Annotated in this window: 11 protein-coding genes and 3 pseudogenes; 11 read left to right on the top strand and 3 right to left on the bottom strand. The window is 61.8% G+C overall.

Features of this window, described 5'->3' with window-relative positions:
* The first annotated feature begins 93 nt into the window (after positions 1-93).
* The 8 genes from ACSW29_RS25820 (at position 94) to ACSW29_RS25785 (ending at position 6,676) form a co-directional block, all read left to right on the top strand.
* Entirely contained in the window at positions 94-2,247 is a 2,154-nt protein-coding gene (locus tag ACSW29_RS25820) for an MMPL family transporter (protein ID WP_197941119.1), read from the top strand.
* 114 nt (positions 2,248-2,361) lie between these two features.
* The gene (locus ACSW29_RS25815) at positions 2,362-2,631 is read left to right on the top strand and encodes a metal-sensitive transcriptional regulator (protein WP_064074840.1); all 270 of its coding nucleotides are present in this window, start codon (positions 2,362-2,364) and stop codon (positions 2,629-2,631) included.
* Positions 2,632-2,679: 48 nt separating this feature from the next.
* A complete protein-coding gene (locus ACSW29_RS25810; protein WP_197941118.1) occupies positions 2,680-2,907 on the top strand; it encodes a YgaP family membrane protein in 228 nt (75 codons plus the stop codon).
* Between the two features lie 40 nt (positions 2,908-2,947).
* Positions 2,948-3,355, top strand: a complete 408-nt coding sequence (locus tag ACSW29_RS25805; protein ID WP_136472288.1) for a DUF302 domain-containing protein — start codon at positions 2,948-2,950, stop codon at positions 3,353-3,355.
* A gap of 52 nt (positions 3,356-3,407) precedes the next feature.
* Positions 3,408-4,187, top strand: coding sequence for a sulfite exporter TauE/SafE family protein (locus ACSW29_RS25800; RefSeq protein WP_317829255.1), 780 nt, complete (start codon positions 3,408-3,410; stop codon positions 4,185-4,187).
* A 399-nt stretch (positions 4,188-4,586) separates the two neighbouring features.
* Positions 4,587-5,087, top strand: a complete 501-nt coding sequence (locus ACSW29_RS25795; protein ID WP_230813366.1) for a DUF2231 domain-containing protein — start codon at positions 4,587-4,589, stop codon at positions 5,085-5,087.
* Between the two features lie 36 nt (positions 5,088-5,123).
* The gene (locus ACSW29_RS25790) at positions 5,124-5,915 is read left to right on the top strand and encodes an acyl-[acyl-carrier-protein] thioesterase (RefSeq protein WP_317829253.1); all 792 of its coding nucleotides are present in this window, start codon (positions 5,124-5,126) and stop codon (positions 5,913-5,915) included.
* Positions 5,912-6,676, top strand: a complete 765-nt coding sequence (locus ACSW29_RS25785; RefSeq protein WP_448278631.1) for a VIT1/CCC1 transporter family protein — start codon at positions 5,912-5,914, stop codon at positions 6,674-6,676. Before ACSW29_RS25790 ends, ACSW29_RS25785 begins: the two co-directional genes overlap by 4 nt.
* A gap of 302 nt (positions 6,677-6,978) precedes the next feature.
* Here the strand turns inward: ACSW29_RS25785 and ACSW29_RS25780 are convergent.
* Positions 6,979-7,136, bottom strand: a pseudogene (locus ACSW29_RS25780) (multicopper oxidase domain-containing protein); the annotation flags it as partial.
* A 269-nt stretch (positions 7,137-7,405) separates the two neighbouring features.
* A complete protein-coding gene (locus ACSW29_RS25775) occupies positions 7,406-7,591 on the bottom strand; it encodes a hypothetical protein (protein ID WP_230813359.1) in 186 nt (61 codons plus the stop codon).
* 1,400 nt (positions 7,592-8,991) lie between these two features.
* Between ACSW29_RS25775 and ACSW29_RS25770 the strand changes: the two genes are divergently transcribed.
* On the top strand, positions 8,992-9,222 hold the full coding sequence (locus ACSW29_RS25770) for a hypothetical protein (RefSeq protein WP_448278630.1): 231 nt from the start codon (positions 8,992-8,994) through the stop codon (positions 9,220-9,222).
* A 200-nt stretch (positions 9,223-9,422) separates the two neighbouring features.
* Here the strand turns inward: ACSW29_RS25770 and ACSW29_RS25765 are convergent.
* Positions 9,423-10,097, bottom strand: a pseudogene (locus tag ACSW29_RS25765) (enoyl-CoA hydratase-related protein); the annotation flags it as partial.
* A gap of 1,327 nt (positions 10,098-11,424) precedes the next feature.
* Here ACSW29_RS25765 and ACSW29_RS25760 point away from each other — a divergent pair.
* The gene (locus tag ACSW29_RS25760; RefSeq protein ID WP_448278629.1) at positions 11,425-16,980 is read left to right on the top strand and encodes an ATP-binding protein; all 5,556 of its coding nucleotides are present in this window, start codon (positions 11,425-11,427) and stop codon (positions 16,978-16,980) included.
* A 69-nt stretch (positions 16,981-17,049) separates the two neighbouring features.
* Positions 17,050-17,307 (top strand): annotated as a pseudogene (locus tag ACSW29_RS25755) (tyrosine-protein phosphatase); the annotation flags it as partial.
* Positions 17,308-17,483: the final 176 nt, after the last annotated feature.

The following is a 17,483-nucleotide window of genomic DNA, read 5'->3' as shown; positions in this document are numbered from 1 at the left end:
CGGGTTCTTCCGGTCCCTTTTCGGCCGCTGACCGGTGCGCCGGACACTGCTGCGCACGTCACTCCCATTCACCCCATCTTCAGGAGTCAATCAATGACTGGCAAATCTACTGTCGAGGAACGCGTTACGTCGGCGTCTCGATCCTCCGGCGGAGTGCTCGGGCGTATGGGCGCGGCCATGGCAGGCAATGCGAAATGGGTGATCGGTGTCTGGCTGATCGTCCTCGTCGCCCTCGGTGCGGCCGCACCATCGGTGTTCAGTTCCCTCGCGGGCGCCGGGTGGCAAGCCAACGGGTCCGAATCGGTCCAGGTTCGCGAACTGGCACAGGAACACTTCGGCGGTAACTCCTCGGCCGCGGTCCAGGTCGTGGTCCATTCCGACGACCGCACCGTCGACAGTCCCGAAGTGCAGCGCACCCTCACCGCGGTCGCGGATGTCTTCGCCGGGGACACCCGTTTCGGTGCGATCATCGCACCGCAACCGGGAATGTCCATCAGCCCGGACGGGCACACCGGAATTCTCATCGCGGGCGCGAACGCGTCCACCGACGAGATGGTCAAGGCCGTCGACGATCTCAAGGGGCAGTTGACCGCTCTGTCCGGTGACGGCATCGAGGTCTACCCGACCGGTGCTTCGGCACTGTGGAGTGATTTCAACAAAGCGAACCACGACGCGATGATTCAGGCCGAACTGTTCTCCTGGCCGGTCACCCTCGCGATCATGGTGCTCGCGTTCGGGTCCCTCGTCGCCGCAGGGCTGCCGTTGCTGTTGACTCTGGCCGGCCTCGTCGCCTCCGCAGGTGGCCTGGTCCTGCTCAACCAGGTCACTCCGATCTCGGTGTGGGCGATGAACTTCGCGATGATGTTCGCTCTCGCCCTCGGTATCGACTACGCCTTGTTCATCGTCGCCCGCTTTCGCGACGCGATCGCGCACGCCACCTCCAAGCAGGCAGCTGTGGCGGAAACCATGGACACCGCAGGCAAAGCCGTTGTCCTGTCCGGAATCACAGTGCTGGTCAGTTTGTCTGCCGTCCTTCTCGTTCCGGCCCCCGCGGTGCGGACGATGGCGATCGGCATCATGCTCGCCGTCTTCTTCGTCCTTCTCGCCTCGATGACTCTGTTGCCAGCAGTGCTCGGGAAACTCGGCACCAAGGTCAATGGTGGATCCCTGCCCTACGCCAAGCGGCAAGAACACCGCTCGCCGAAGTTCGCCGCATGGGGTGAACTGCTGCACAAGCACCCGTGGCCGTTCGCTATCGGTTCTGTCCTGGTACTGATCGCGCTGTCGATCCCGGTGCTCGGTCTCAAGGTAGCGATGCCTTCCATCGAAGTCGTCCCCGCCGACGCCCCGGTCCGCCAAGGATACGAACTCGTCCAGGCTCAGATGGGTGAGGGTGCACCGGGCATGTTGCAGATCATCGCTCCCGCCGCCGAAGCCTCGCAGACGGCGCAGACCGCTTCCTCGGTCGACGGCATCGCCATGGTCACTCCGCCGCAGCCCGCCCCAGACGGCAGTGACTATGTGATGCTGCAGGCCATGCCGACCGTCGACCCATCGGATGCACAGATGGGCACTATCCTCGACACCTTGCGTGCAGACCTCCCCTCGGGTGCACTCGTGGGCGGCGCACCAGCGGAGAACCTCGATCTGCAGCAAGCGCTGAACGACTACTTCCCACTCATCGTCGGCATCATCCTGGTACTCGGGTTCGTGTTGCTTCTGGTGGCGCTGCAGGCGCCGTTGATCGCCATCCTGGGCACCGTGGTCAGCCTGCTCTCCACCGCAGCCGCATTCGGGGTCGCGAAGTTGATCTTCCAGGACGGGCACGGTGCATCCCTGCTCGGCTTCACTCCGCAAGGCTTCCTCGACGGCTGGGGGCCGGTGTTCTTCTTCGCAATGATCTTCGCGATCGCCATGGACTACACCGTGTTCCTCCTCGCCACGGCAAAAGAACACTACGAACGATCCGGGGACCCGAAGGTCGCCCACATCGCAGGTCTGGCTCATTCCGGACGAGTGATCTTCGCCGCCGCCGCGGTGATGGTGGCAGTGTTCTTCACCTTCGCGCTCGCTGACCCGCTACCGCCGAAGGAAATGGGCATCATTCTCGGTGTTGCTGTCCTACTCGACGCAGTCCTGATCCGGCTCATCCTGTTGCCGGTGCTCCTGCGGTTGACCGGACATGCCGCGTGGTGGTCCCCGGCGTGGCTGCGAAAGGTATTGCCCAACATAAGTTTTTCGCACTGACAGGGTCCGGGGGTGGTTCGGCAGCTGTGACGCACAGATCTCCCGAACCACCCACCTGGATATACCCATAGGGGTATATTTGAGGTTGCTGATTCACCTTCGGAAGGAAATCCCATGGTCGGCGACGACGACAGCATCGCATTGGTACTCAACCGGCTCCGCCGTGCTCACGGCCAGCTTGCCGGGGTGATCTCGATGATCGAACAGGGCCGCGACTGCAAGGACGTGGTCACCCAACTCGCTGCGGTGTCGAGTGCATTGGATCGCGCAGGCTTCAAGATTGTCGCTACCGGTCTGCGTGAATGTATGACCGGTGATACTGCGAACGGCAAGGAACCGATGACCGAAGCCGAACTCGAAAAGCTCTTCCTCGCGCTCGCCTGAGGCCGAGGCGACGATCGGGGACAACGAACGGAAAGGACGACACAGATCATGACAGCTCTCCCTCGGCACCACGGCTGGACCATCGAACGGATCGTTCCCCTGCTGGGCGGGGTGGTCGTCCTGCTCAGTGTGGCGCTTACCCTCATCTTCTCCATCTGGTGGCTGCTTCTCACCGCGTTCGTCGCCGCGAATCTCCTGCTCTACAGCGCAGTGGGGTGGTGCCCGATGAGCCTGATACTTCAACGCCTCGGCATCCCACGTCTCGGCACCCGGTGACCGATCCCAGACCCCCAATCCCGGAAAAAGGACGTAGATCATGCAACTCGCTCTCACGACCACCCTGAACACCACCTTCGACGACGCCGTCGAACGCACCCGCAAAGCCCTGGCCGATCAGGGCTTCGGGATACTCACCGAGATCGACATGAAAGCGACCCTCAAAGCCAAACTCGACGAAGACATCGAGGATTACCTCATCCTCGGCGCCTGCAACCCGCCATTGGCGCATCGCGCCGTCGACGTCATGCGTCAGATCGGACTACTGCTGCCGTGCAACGTCGTCGTGCGCGCCGACCGCACCGCAACGAACAGCGTCATCGTCGACGCGATGAACCCCGCCCTCATGGCCGAGGTCACCGGCGAGCCGGCGCTGCAGGCAGTCGCCGACCAAGCGAGCACCAGACTGCAAGCTGCGCTCGATTCACTTACCACGCATCCACACTGACTCGTGACAACGTAGAAAATCCCCGACCGCCGATGAACGGAAACGGATTCCGATGACCCTCGCAATCGCGCTCGCGGCCGGCGCTGTCATCGGCATCCTTCTCGGACTCCTCGGCGGCGGCGGATCCATCCTCGCCGTACCGGTGCTGGTGTTCGGCCTCGGCCTCGACATCGACCAGGCGATCCCGATCTCACTGATCGTGGTCGGCGTCGCTTCTGCCGTCGGAGCCATCCCGAAAGTGCGTGCCCACCTGGTGCAGTGGCGGCTGGCCGCCGTGTTCGCCGCTGCAGGTATCCCCGCAACCTTCCTTGGTAGTGCCCTCGGGCGACTGCTCCCGCAGTCCGTTGTGATGATCGGGTTCGCCGCGGTCATGATCGTCGCCGGTGCTCGTATGCTTGCCGACCGCGGCGATATTGGGACCGCCTGCCGCATAGGTGATTCCGGTATCAATTGGCGTCGCTGCGCACCTCGTGCGATCCCAGCCGGATTCGCCGTCGGCGTTCTGACCGGACTCTTCGGCGTCGGCGGTGGATTCCTCATCATCCCCGCCCTTGTCCTGATGTTGGGAATAGACATGCAGATCGCGATCGGAACCTCGCTTCTGATCATCGTCGCGAACTCCGCCGCCGGGTTGATCTCACATCTCGGAAGTGGCGTCGCCATCGATCCGGCCATCACGATCAGTTTCACCGGAGCTGCGATCGTTGCCTCCTTGGTCGCCGGACGATTCGGCAACCGCGTCAACACCGGCACACTCCAGCGCTGGTTCGCATACCTGGTCTTCGCCGTTGCCGCCTACATTCTGCTCGACACACTCGCACTGAGCCGCTGAGGTGCTGGATTCGAAACCGGCGGGGCCGCCCCCCGTTCCGGGTGTGCAGCCAGTCGTGGGTGAGTGTCATGACCAGTTCGCCGAGGATGACCTGGTGTTTGGGGTGACGACGCTCGATGAGCAGGGTGCCGGCTGCGCGGTCGATGTCGTCGAGTCGGAGGTCACGTATCCCGGTGATACCAAGTGCATGGACTGCGACGATAGGCCGTTCACGTGGCGCGTGTGGTCGAGCAAACCGTGGAGACGGTCGGGAAGTGGGCGGGGACCTTTCACTCTGCTTGCACCGGTGAAGGGCTAGGCTTCCACCGAGAACTCTCCAAGAATCGGTCGATACGTTGAATCAGAACCGTGTGACACACGGTTGATTGCCTCGTCGGTGCATGAAATCGGAGATCATCTATGGGGTTGACCACGATCGGCGGCCTACCCGCACACCCACTTCTCGTCCACCTCGTCGTTGTCCTCGTGCCGATCTCGGCGCTCCTGCTCGTTCTCGCGGTGTGTTGGCCTGCTGCAAGAATCCGATTGGGACTGGCACCAGCAGTGATTGCGTTAATCACGCTCATAGCGGTGCCGGTCACCACCGATGCCGGTGAATGGCTCGAAAAACAAATCCCCGAAGATCCCTTGGTGCAGGCACACGCCGAATTGGGTGATCAGATGCTGTTCTGGTCGATCGGAGTGTTCGTCCTCGCGGCCACATGGTGGATCCTTCATTCGACACGATTCGCGGCGTGGCGAGCCGACCCTCCCGATACCTCGACCTCGCCGAAGGTGTGGCGGGTTGTCGTCATCGCGGTCGCTGCCCTATCCGTTCTCGTCGCTGCCGGCTCGGTTGTGCAGGTATATCGGATCGGCGAGAGCGGAGCCAAGGCCGTGTGGAGTGACCAACTCGGATAGACCCGCCGAGAACAAACAACGAAAAGAGCTCTGCCCGTGACAACCTCGGCATCACAGACGTCAACCAACCGCGGAGGGTCGCGGTTCGATCCGCTCGCACCCTACCCTTCGAAGGGTGCAGTCTTCAGTAACTCGTGGCCTGTTCGTACCGGAGACATCCATCCGGACCGAACCCTACGACTCGACGCCGTAGCCCGCTACCTGCAAGATCTGGGTTTCGACAACCTCGAAGCAAACGGCGCAGCCCAGACTCACCCCCTGTGGGTGGTGCGGCGAACGGTCATCGACGTCATCAGACCAATCACGTGGCCCGATACCGTGCGATTACATCGATGGTGTTCCGCACTGTCGAGCCGCTGGTGCACCATGCGAGTGCGCATCGAGTCAGATGGCGGCGGGCTGATCGAAACCGAAGGATTTTGGATCAACATCAATCCCCGAAACGGGATGCCGTCTCGAATCAGCGATGACTTCCTGGTGCCGCTCGCGACGACAACCGACGAGCATCGGCTGACCTGGCGTCGGTGGATCACCGACGTAGCGCCGGACACTGCAGGTCGCGAATTCTGTTTACGGTCCAGTGATATCGATCCATTCGATCACGTCAATAACGCCGTCTACTGGCAGCCGGCCGAGACGTCGTGGATGACGCATCCGTCCCTGCCGCAGGCGCCGTATCGAGCTGTTCTCGAATACATGAAACCCATCACCATCGACGAGACAGTCGAGATCCGAACCACCCATCACGCAGAAACGAGTACCGCCTGGTTCGTGTGCGACGGTGATGCCCGTGCCGCTGCGCAGTTCATGAAACTCGCACGCTCATGACAGATTCGCTTGACTCCTCGAACCCCGACGGAGCCGACAACACCGGTGAGAACCGTCAACCGTCTCACGACGAACCACATACCGGTGACGTCTCCTCGCGGCTGAACTGGCTGCGCGCCGGCGTACTCGGGGCCAACGACGGCATCGTCTCCGTCGCCGGCCTCGTCGTCGGAGTCGCAGCTCTCTCGCCCGACCGCGGCCCGATCCTGACCGCCGGAGTCGCGGGACTCGTCGCCGGTGCTGTTTCGATGGCCCTCGGCGAATACGTCTCGGTGAGCACTCAGCGTGACACCGAACGCGCCCTGTTGGAGAAAGAACGCCGCGAACTCGAGCAGACACCCGGAGCGGAACTCGACGAATTGACCGCCATGTATCAGGCCAGGGGATTGAGCGAAGAAACAGCCCACAAGGTCGCGGAGGAATTGACCGCGCACGACGCCTTCGCTGCACACGTCGACATCGAACTCGGGATCGACCCCGACGCGTTGACGAATCCGATTTCGGCAGCCCTCTCATCTGCACTGTCGTTCACGGTGGGTGCGCTGCTTCCTCTGATCGCGATACTCGCTCCACCAGCGGGGGCCCGAATTCCTGTCACGTTCGTCGCGGTCCTGCTTGCGTTGGCTCTGACCGGGGCGGTGAGTGCGCGTCTGGGCGGAGCGAATTCCCGTCGCGCGGTGGTTCGTGTGGTTCTGGGCGGGGCCCTGGCGATGATCATCACGTATGCCGTAGGGCAACTGCTCGGTGTCGCGGGGATCTGACGGGGGCGACTTGTTCGGGATGGCGCATCTGCGCAGTCCGTGGCGCAGATGCATCTAGACCCGGCGAGTCAGCTGGTGTTCGAGCGGACGCCGGGCCGATCAAAGCGTGTCTTTCTGTGTCACGTCGGCATATTCATCCGTGGCATCATGCCCATGAGATGTAGACACATCATCATCATGCGCAACCTGTCCATCGGGTTCATTCCCATTGATCTCACCTCCTCGGGTGATCGAGATCCGGCGCAGACGGGCTGAAGGTAGGGGCACACGTCAGCGACTGCATGTGGCGTCGCCCCGGCCGGTCAGCTGACGTAGTCCAGACGTGTCATCATTCCGGATCTTGGTGATAGCCGTTGTGGCAGTGAAACATCCAACTTCCCGGGTTATCTGCCACCAGATCGACGGCGACTGATTCCATCGGCTTGACGATGGCAGTGTCCTTCCGCGGTCCGGGTGTGCCGCCGGCGTTGTTATAGGCCGGGCGCCGTTGATGGTGAAACTCGCCCTCGAACCCACCATCGGAAGCGGCCAGGCATCGGCGACCCGGCGAGAAAACGTCGACCTCTTGACCTGTATCGAAGACACAGTCACAGCACACCTGAATTCCATCGCCGCATAAGACAGCGAGAGCGCCTGAAAGTGATCCGGCCGACGTCGGGCGACAGATATTCGCTGGCGATGTCATCGAAACTTCTTGTCAATCAATGTCTATGCAGCGTCTTGGCAGAGTCAGACGAGCAGACTGACGGAGAACAACACGAGGGTGAGTGCCGCAGTTGCCTCGGCGGCGCGGAAGAATAGTCGGTTCTCGTCGTGGCCGTGGAATGTCAGCGAGGTGATCTGTAGTGACAGGGATAGCATTCCGCTGCCGACAGCGCTGAGTGCGAGAATCTGAGAAAGCGATATCAATGACATCCAACTTTGTTGACATTCAACGTAACTGAGAATCATTCGTGTTGTCCGCGAGGAGATTTCGCACCTGCGCTACTGAAACTGCCTACATCGGCGTCTCTCCAAGGAAGTGATTCTTGCCTTCGGAACTCACTCGTTGAGTAAGGGCGTTTCTCCGGCGCCTCCTGTTCGTCACGACCTCCCTATTTGATGTGGCACATATGGAGAGAGGCGGTGCGATGGCGCCGGAAATGGTGGTCAGTGCTGCGTATTCAGTGTGGGGGTGTTGGGGTCGGCAAGTAGGGGAAGCGAGATGACGATTCATCAATGTTGCGGCGTGGCCGTAGTAGTCGAATGCGATGAGTAGATCGGCGTGTCGGTCAATTTTGTGACAGTTGCGCACTGCGGCAACGCTTTCGGAAAATCGTGGACCGTTGAACAGTGTCGCCCGGGCCTCCGTGCTGGTGTGGGTCCGGTGCAGGTCGTACACGATTTCCTGCTTTCGTTCCAAAGTCGGACTCCCGGCCGTCCTGCGAGTGAAATGGATTCGCCTGCAACCGCGGTGTTCACGCAGACGCGGTCTGGTGGCGCGTTGCCGGCACGGCGCCAACGCGGGTGAGGTCTTCGTCCAAAGCTCGGAAGCAACTCCCGTCATGGTCGGGGATGCCGAGTGGTCGTGGTCACTGATCGTCACTACGAACCCTTCCTTGATGCTCGGAGGCGCAGATAGCTGAAGACTAACTACAATTTAGGTGAAATGCGCTGAAAATCCAAAATATCACTTCCGGCAACAGGGCGTTGACGCCCTTACGTGTTCTGATATCTATGCATTCCCAGATGGTGGGTAGTTTTTCAAGGACAGGACCTTTAGCACTGTTCGATGTCTGCGAAATGTGCAACTTGAACAAGAGTTCGCTGAGGTATAACTTGCACGTCATGTGGCTGCGCTGCTGTCGGAGAATGAGAGTGTGCGTCGCATCTGCGGATCAAAGGCGGGGTTGAGTGGTAGGGCATACGTTGTGTGCTTGTCGTCAACTGCTACTCCGTCGAGGCTGGCGAAGCAGTCGCACTCACCTTCCGCTGACATCAGCTCCTGTCAGCGGAACGCTGACTGGCCTAACGCACAATATGATCTGCGGTACAACATATTTCGGCTTTATCCCCTAATGTCTTCCGGAACAGTAGGGGCGGCGATGTTCGTGTGAGAGTTGCACGGGGGAGAAGCCGGCACGTGATTGGCCAGCTGTCGTGAATGAATCGCAACCAATTGAGTGTTTCGCGGAGATCGCCACATTCTGCTCTGCGTACGTTTTGATGTACCTCGAAAGGATGTGTACCGGCATGTATTCGTCGCGTAACGCGGTCGTTCCGGGATCTTGTTCGGCGATCGGGGTTCCGGGTCCGTGTGCGAAGGCGGCCGAGCGATGAGTGAGGTGCGGGTGAGATTCGACGGCGCCCACGCCGATATGGGTGACCTTGCTCGTAGAGCTCTGCATCCATTCCTCGACAGCGTGTATCGCAGTCACTGCTGGAAACCGCTACCGGAAGTGGAGGAAATCCTCAGACGGGCGTGCCGCGGTGCGTTCGTGAGGGACAATATCGACATGTTCGCCCGATACATCGCCGCAGGAGACCGCCCCGTGCTCACAGGTTAAGGGAATAGTGAAGTTCAGTATCGTCAGACGATATTCGTCATGGCGGTGAATTTTGCGGTGATGACCATCCTTCATGTTTCGTGCGGACAAACGAGATCTCGCGGGTGTTGTCAAGTTGACGACGCCACGGGATCATTCCAGACCAGTGGATTTCAACTACTTGACAGCGCCGTCAGCGGGGTCGCCGCCTGCGTTCTTCATCATTTCGCGGTCCATTCTGGCGAGCGCTTCTCGATGAAAGCGGTGATGCCCTCTACTGCGTCCGCTGTCGCAGCGAGGAGATCGAGCTCTCTCTTGTTTCTCTCCCAGGATTCGTACTCGTGAGTCATGACCCCGTCTGTAATGCCGCGAGCCATTCGCTTCGATGCTCGTACCGCCAGGGGAGCGCCGGATGCACACAGTTCCGCGAGTTCCATTGCGGTACTCAGTACCTCGGCGGGTTGCACCACTCGATTGACCAGACCCCATCGTGCTGCATCCTGTGCAGTCAGCATCTGCCCAGTGAGGAGGAGCTCGAGGGCGATATGTTCGGGTAACGCGGAAGCAAGCCGGAATGCCCCACCCGCGCCGGCGATGAGTCCCCGGTGAATTTCCGGCAGGCCGAATGCCGCCTTGCTTGATGCCACGATGAGATCTGAGGCAAGGGCCAGCTCGGTGCCACCGCCGAAAGCCGAACCGTTCACTGCTGAGATGATCGGCACCGAGATCGGGTGCCGCACAATTCCAGCGAATCCCCAGTCTGCTGTCTCCGGCGGTGTGACGGCGTCCGGCCCACCGGTGGCGAGCGCTTTCAGGTCGGCACCGCCGCAGAACGTGGATTCGCCTGCTCCGGTCAGAACGATGGCACGTATTTCCCGATCCAATTCGGCGAGGTCCCAGGACTCGCCCGCGTTCGAGCGGGTATCCTGAGTCGCCTTCTACTCCCGTAAGGGGGGCGCGCGGGGTCGGAAAATTTTGCTGCGGGTATCAGGCAAGCGATTGCACAGCCGTGACGGCCAATTCGGAGACCTGCGTTCCAAATATCTGTTCCAGCTGCTACCGGCACAGCCAGGATCGCGCCCCCGAGTAGTGCGCGCAGACTCTGTTTGTTTGACTGCGGATGGGCGGACTCAACCCGTAGGTTCGCGATGATGTCCTCAACCTCATCGGCATTGGCGAGGCTTTCCGTGATGTACTTTTCGAGCGCGTCGGTCACTGCAAAGATGTCGTCGGCCTGCTCTCCAGCCGAGATAGTCTGAGAGAAATCGGCACTGTCCACAGCATTGTTCGAAGGCCCGTGGTTATTGAACGTGTAGGTGTTCGTACTCCGGTGGTGTTCGCTTCCTTCTGCGTCCGGAGGCGAAGCGGGAGGATGATTCGCCCGTCGACCATCACGTTTCGTCCGGCGGGCTGGTGTTCGTGTGTGAAAGTTGTTGACTTTGCGGTCAGCTGGTCGATGCCTGCGCGCTATCGTGTTCGATGGTCGATGAAGTTCCTGCGCCGATTTTGGCCGGGACGGCGCGATAGACGACGCTGATCGCACGAACGTGATGTGCCCTTCGCGGCGCGCAAGCGGTGGGTGGTCCCCGAGCCTGGAGTGTGCAAAACGATCTTCAATCGATGGAGCACGAGACGATGCTGAAAGCCGGCGTGTACACGGTGGTTGTCGTCGGACGCCCGGTGGAGCGGAGGGCAATCATGCCGACCTCGCATCCCTGGATACAGCGGATTGTATTCGGGTTGTTCCGGTGCACATCGGTGTCGGCGGGGAGGAAGTAAAGCAGTACTCGCTTTTGCGGAGCTATTCACGAACGCAAGCGTTGGCAGATCTTGTTCTGCGCGTGTGTAGTGGACGGGTAGGTCTTGTCGGGCACCTGCTCGGTTTGCGAAAGAGATGTACTCGACGAATTCCACCGCACCGCCACCCGGTGCGGACGGGCGATGAGGGGCCCCACGGGAACTCGATGATGGTGTGTGTCTTGAGTGCCACTTCGGCATTTGTCCTGTATGGACCTCTGATGCATCGTTCGGTTCGTAGCGCGGGTCGGCTTGGACTTGGGTTCGGGGTTGCCCGTCGCGTGATCCAGTGCAACGCGCGAATCACCGACAGTGCGACCGGGCGTTCCGTTTTTGGTCGGTGCGCCGGGCGGGGTGCTACCGATGCCTCCGCACGAGCCCGAAGACCGACATTGTTCGATACCTTCTGACGAATCAGGGAATGTGATGTTCAAGAGGATTGCAGTAGTCAACAGGGGTGAGGCGGCAGTACGCCTGATCAGGGCAGTCAACGAACTTAACGCCGAGCACGGCTACGGCATTCGGACGGTCGCCCTGCATACCGAGGTGGAGCGACGCGCAATGTTCGTCAGGAAGGCCGACGAGGCAGTGACCCTGCGCGAACCCCAGGTGGGGTCCGCTTACCTCGACCACAGTGAACTCGAGCGTGCGCTCGTCGAGTCCAGCGCGGACGCGGTGTGGGTCGGCTGGGGATTCGTTGCGGAGGACCCCGCGTTCGCGGATATCTGCGCGCGTCTGAACATCACCTTCATCGGGCCGTCGGGCGACGCCATGCGCCTGCTCGGCGACAAGGTCGCGGCCAAACTCCTCGCCGAACGTGTCGGGGTTCCGGTGGCACCGTGGAGCGGTGGACCGGTCGAGACCCGTGCGGATGCGCGTCGGCACGCACAGGCCATCGGTTATCCCCTCATCATCAAGGCTCGTAGCGGCGGCGGCGGCCGCGGCATCCGCAAGGTCTTCGAAGAGAGCGAACTCGAACTCGCACTCGAACGCACCCAAGGTGAGGCCAAACGGTCGTTCGGCGACCCGGTCGTGTTTATCGAGCGCCTGGTGACCGATGCCCGCCACGTCGAGGTCCAGATCATCGCCGACAACCACGGCAACGTGTGGGCCCCCGGCGTACGCGACTGCTCGATCCAGCGCCGCAACCAGAAGGTCATCGAGGAATCCAGCTCGCCGCTACTGACCCAGGAACAGGCCGATCATCTGCGCGCCGTGTCGAGTGCACTCATCCGAGCTGCGGGCTATGCGGGCGCCGGTACCGTCGAATACCTGTACCAGCCCGAACAGAAGAACTTCACCTTCCTCGAAGTCAACACTCGGCTACAGGTCGAGCACCCCATCACCGAGTTCACCACCGGCATCGACCTGGTCAAGCTGCAGATCCTCGTTGCAGACGGGGACCAGCTCGAGGGCCCGTGTCCGGCCGAGTTCGGTCACGCCGTCGAGGCCCGACTCAACGCCGAAGATGCCGACAACGGCTTCGCGCCCGCACCGGGCAGCGTCGAACTCCTCGAGTTCCCTCTCGGCAGTGGCTTGCGCGTCGATACCGGTATCGCGCAGGGCGACGTCATCCCTCCCGACTACGACTCGATGGTTGCCAAGGTCATCGCCTGGGGACGCGATCGCAACGAGGCCCTCGCCCGACTGCGCAACGCACTACGTGAGACGACAGTCGTCATCGAAGGCGGCACCACCACCAAATCCTTTCTGCTGAACCTGCTCGACCGCGAAGAAGTCATCTCCGCCTCCGCCGATACCGGCTGGCTCGACCGCATCGACGCCGGCACCCCGACGGGCCCCACCGCCCTTGCTGACATCGCACTGATTGCAGCAACGATCGACGCGTACGATGCGGAGGAGGCTCGCGAACGCGCCGGCTTCCTGTCTTCCGCGCGTGGCGGACGACCTCGCGCGAGCCACACCATCGGCCGGACCGTCGAACTGAACTACCAGGGCCATGCCTACAAGTTCGGTGTCGGCCAGATTGCGCCACACCGGTACTGCGTCGACGGTGACAGCGGCGAGTTACAAGTCGATGTCGAGCGCCTCGGCGATTTCAAGAGTCGTCTGGTTCTGGGCAACCGTCGATATCAGATCGTCACCGTCGCCGGAGCCGCCCACTTCATTGTCGAGGTCGACGGCATCAGTCATCAGATCAGCCAGGACGAAGCCGGCCTCGTGCGTGCACCTGCACCCGCCGTCGTCGTTGCAGTGCAGGTCGCTGTCGGTGACGACGTCGAAGCCGGTCAGACGCTGGTCGTCCTCGAATCCATGAAGATGGAAACTGCCGTGCGGTCGCCGTACGCGGGACGTGTCCGCGAAGTACTCGCCTCGGTCAACGGTCAGGTCGACTCGGGAGCTGCACTACTTCGCGTCGACCAGGCGGGTGAGCAGAAAGCGTCGCACCTGACTGCTCGTGTTCAGTTTCGCGCGGTGGACGGACCCGAGGGTGAGACACCCCGGTGCAAGGCCCTCGCACAGCTCGACGAGCTGGCTGCACTGATCACCGGCTTCGACGTCAGCGCCTCGCGCGCACAGACATTGCTTTCCGAGTACGAGACTCTGCGCAGTGAGGTTCCCCGCAACGACACCCAGGTCGTCGAGGCAGAGTTGGCCCTGCTCAACACCTTCGCCGACATCTGTGAACTGTCTCGCAATCGCCCGACGATGGACGAGGAGCGTACCGATGAGCGGGTGCACAGCCCACGCGAGCACTTTCACTCGTTCCTGCACTCGCTCGACGTGGACATTCAGGGCTTGCCGGATTCGTTTCGGACCAGGCTCTCCCGGGTCCTCGAGCACTACGACGCCGATGCTGTCGACGGCCGGACATCGGAGCTCGAGGAAGCGGTGTACCGCGTCTTCCTCGCACTCCAGCGCATGGAGAACCATGTCCCGGTCATCGCCGCACTGCTCGACCACCGGCTCACTGATCCTTCGACGCCACCCGAGGCCACCGCTGCCTTGGCCGAGGTACTCGAACGCCTCATCATCGCCACCCAGGCCCGCTACCCTGTCATCGGCGACTTCGCGCGTAACCTACGTTTCCGCGTCTTCGACGAGCCGCAGATCCGCACTGCCAGGGAAAAGACCTACGACCACGTCCGCGGCAGCCTGAAATATCTTGCCGACAACCCCGACGCCATGGACTACTCGTCCCGAATCGACGCACTCGTCGCAACCCCGCAGCCGCTGATCGGCCTACTCGCACAACGCATTTTCGATCCCGGTGCGCTGCTCGAGGTCATCACTCGCCAATACTACGAGATCCGGACGCTCGAAGATATCAAGTCCTTCGACCGCGATGGCAAGTTCTTTGTCACCGGCAACTTCGACCTTGCTGGCGAACGTATTCAATTAATCACAGCTGCAACCCATTTCGGTAATCTGTCGTCAACCTTGGATGTCGTCGACGATATTGCCGGACCGGACCCTGCGCATCTCGCGGTTGATCTGTACCTGGCATGGCCGGATGCGCCGGCCGATGGGGACGACATCTCGTCAACCATTCATGCCGTGCTGAGTGAGCACCCACGAACGCGAGGCTGGCGTCGTATCACCGTCATTGTCTGCGGAGGCAAAATTCGGTATGTGACACTCCGCCGCACGGGAACCGACGGATCGGAGCCGCTGTCCGAGGACCTGATCATCCGCGACATGCACCCGCTCACCGGGCAGCGCCTGGACCTGTGGCGACTGAAGAACTTCGACGGGGAGCGGCTCCCCACCGCCGCCGGCACCTACCTGTTCCGGCTCACGGCGAAAGCGAACCCGTCGGACGAGCGACTAATGGCACTCGCCGAGGTACGCAGCGTCACAACGCAACTCGACGAACATGGCAACGTGGTCGCGGTACCGGAGATCGAGCGCACCGTTGCCGCCTGCCTCGACGGCATCCGCCGCACCCAGGCTCAACGCGGTAAGAAGCGGCTCGACGCCAACCGCGTCACTCTCTACGTCTGGCCGGTGCTCGACGTTCCGGAGGACCGCCTGGCGTCGATCGCGCGTCACATCGCCCCGTCGACGGTCGGTGCGGGGCTAGAGGAGATCACCCTGATCGCCCGACTCGAGGACGGGGCACGGTCGACACCTCGCGACGTGGCCATCCGGTTCTCGTACCGTTCCGGCGCAGGAATCGTCGCCAAGGTGACGGCCAAGCCGACCGAACCGATGCGTCCGCTCGACGAGTACACGCAGAAGGTTCTGCGTTCGCAAGCACGCGGAACGGTGTACCCCTACGAACTCATTCCGCTGCTCACCGGATCGGGTGGCACGTTCACCGAATACGACTTCGACGTCGCGGGCACCCTCAACCCTGTCGACCGTCCGTACGGCCACAACCCGGCCGGCATCATCACCGGCGTCGTGACCACTCCGAGCGCGCGGTACCCCGAAGGAGTCACCCGCGTCGCGCTCTTCGGTGACCCCACCAAGGCGCTGGGCACCGTCGCGGAGGCCGAATGCTCACGCATCGTCGCCGCGGTCGACCTGGCCGAGAAGATCGGCGCTCCGGTCGAGTGGTTCGCACTGTCTTCCGGTGCCACCATCTCGATGTCGACCGGAACCGAGAACATGGACTGGGTGGCCCGCGGGCTGCGCCGCATCATCACCTTCACCCAGGGCGGCGGCGAGATCAACATCGTCGTCGCCGGAATCAACGTCGGCGCTCAGCCCTACTGGAACGCCGAAGCCACCATGTTGATGCACACCAAGGGCATTCTGGTGATGACTCCGGACAGCGCAATGGTGCTGACCGGCAAGCAGTCTCTCGACTACTCCGGCGGTGTGTCGGCCGAAGACAACTTCGGTATCGGTGGTTACGACCGCGTCATGGGCCCCAACGGCCAGGCTCAGTACTGGGCCCCCGACCTCACCGCGGCGTGCGAGATCCTGTTCCGCCACTACGCACACTCGTACCTCGCTCCCGGCGAACGGTTCCCGAGGCGCGCGGCGACCACGGACCCCGTCGATCGCGACGTGCGTAGCTTCCCGCACACCCACCCGTCAAGCGACTTCACCACCGTCGGCGAAGTCTTCTCGTCGGTCACCAATCCGGATCGCAAGAAGCCTTTCGATATTCGCACCGTGATGCGGGCCGTCGTCGATCAGGATCACTGCGTTCTCGAGCGCTGGGCCGACATGGCCGACGCCGACACCTCCGTCGTGTTCGACGCCCACCTGGCGGGAATCCCGGTCAGCGTGATCGGCATCGAGTCCAGGGCCATCCCCCGTAAGGGCTTGCTCCCCGCCGATGGACCCGACCAATGGACATCAGGAACTTTGTTTCCCAGTTCGTCGAAGAAGACGGCCCGCGCGATCAACGCGGCCAGCGGAAGTCGGCCGCTGGTGGTCCTCGCCAACCTGTCCGGGTTCGACGGCTCGCCCGAGTCGTTACGTACTTTGCAGCTGGAGTACGGCGCTGAAATCGGCCGCGCGATAGTCAACTTCGACGGACCGATCGTCTTCTGCGTCGTCTCGCGGTACCACGGCGGTGCATTCGTCGTGTTCTCCGGAGCTCTCAACGACAACATGGAAGTGCTGGCAGTCGAAGGGTCGTTCGCCTCCGTCTTGGGTGGCGCACCCGCTGCGGCGGTGGTGTTCACTCGCGACGTCAATGCCCGAACCGCAGCGGACCCAGCAGTGAAGGATCTCGAAGCCGAGCTGACCGCGGCGGAGACCGACGCTGACCGTGCTCACCTGCGCGTGGAGCTCGCGTCGACCAGAGTCGATGTGCGCAATGCCAAGCTGGGTGAAGTGGCGGCGGAATTCGAGGCCATCCACAACATCGAGCGTGCGCAGCAGGTCGGCTCGGTGGACCGCATCGTCCCCGCAGCCGAACTGCGACCGCAGATCATAGCGGCCGTCGAACGAGGAATGGCGCGCATTTCATATGTACCTGAGAAGGCGAATGACGTTCTGAAACAATACCTTCCGAATCGGACACCTTCGGGAACTACTCCCGACGCGATGCCGCGGTAATATATCCTGATGGCAAAGCCATTTTCTATCAACTGATTTCGATTGTCGGGTGCTTGAAATTTTCGAGACGTCGGTGGCGTCCGTACAGCGGAGGGGGGCCGTTCGGTGCGGGTTGCTTTTAGACCATCGGAGCTGTCGAGGTTGGACGAAGGGAGCCGCACTGAAATGAGACGGCTTGGAGTGGGGCCGGTATCCGATCTTCGTGGCGAGCCTGAAATGTTGAGAGCGGGGCCGATCGACATCCCGAATGCGATCGGCGTCAGCGATTCCGATCTGGCCGACGTGAGGGGTACGTTGCTGACTGACGGGCCGAATGACTGCGTGTGATCCTCACCTGGGCCGAACAAACTCTTCGGCAGTAGTCTCGTGCAATCGGTGTCCCCAGCCGCGGTCCGCCAACGCTGAACGCGATCGCGAAACCTTCAGCTGACACCGCGGCGGCACCGCACGGTTTCGCTCTGTTTACGTGCAGTTATTTCCCCTCGATAGTGTCATTCCCACGA

Source organism: Rhodococcus sp. GB-02, from assembly GCF_053470465.1.
The sequence above is the reverse complement of the archived record's forward strand: the minus strand, read 5'-3'. Positions and strand labels throughout refer to the sequence as shown.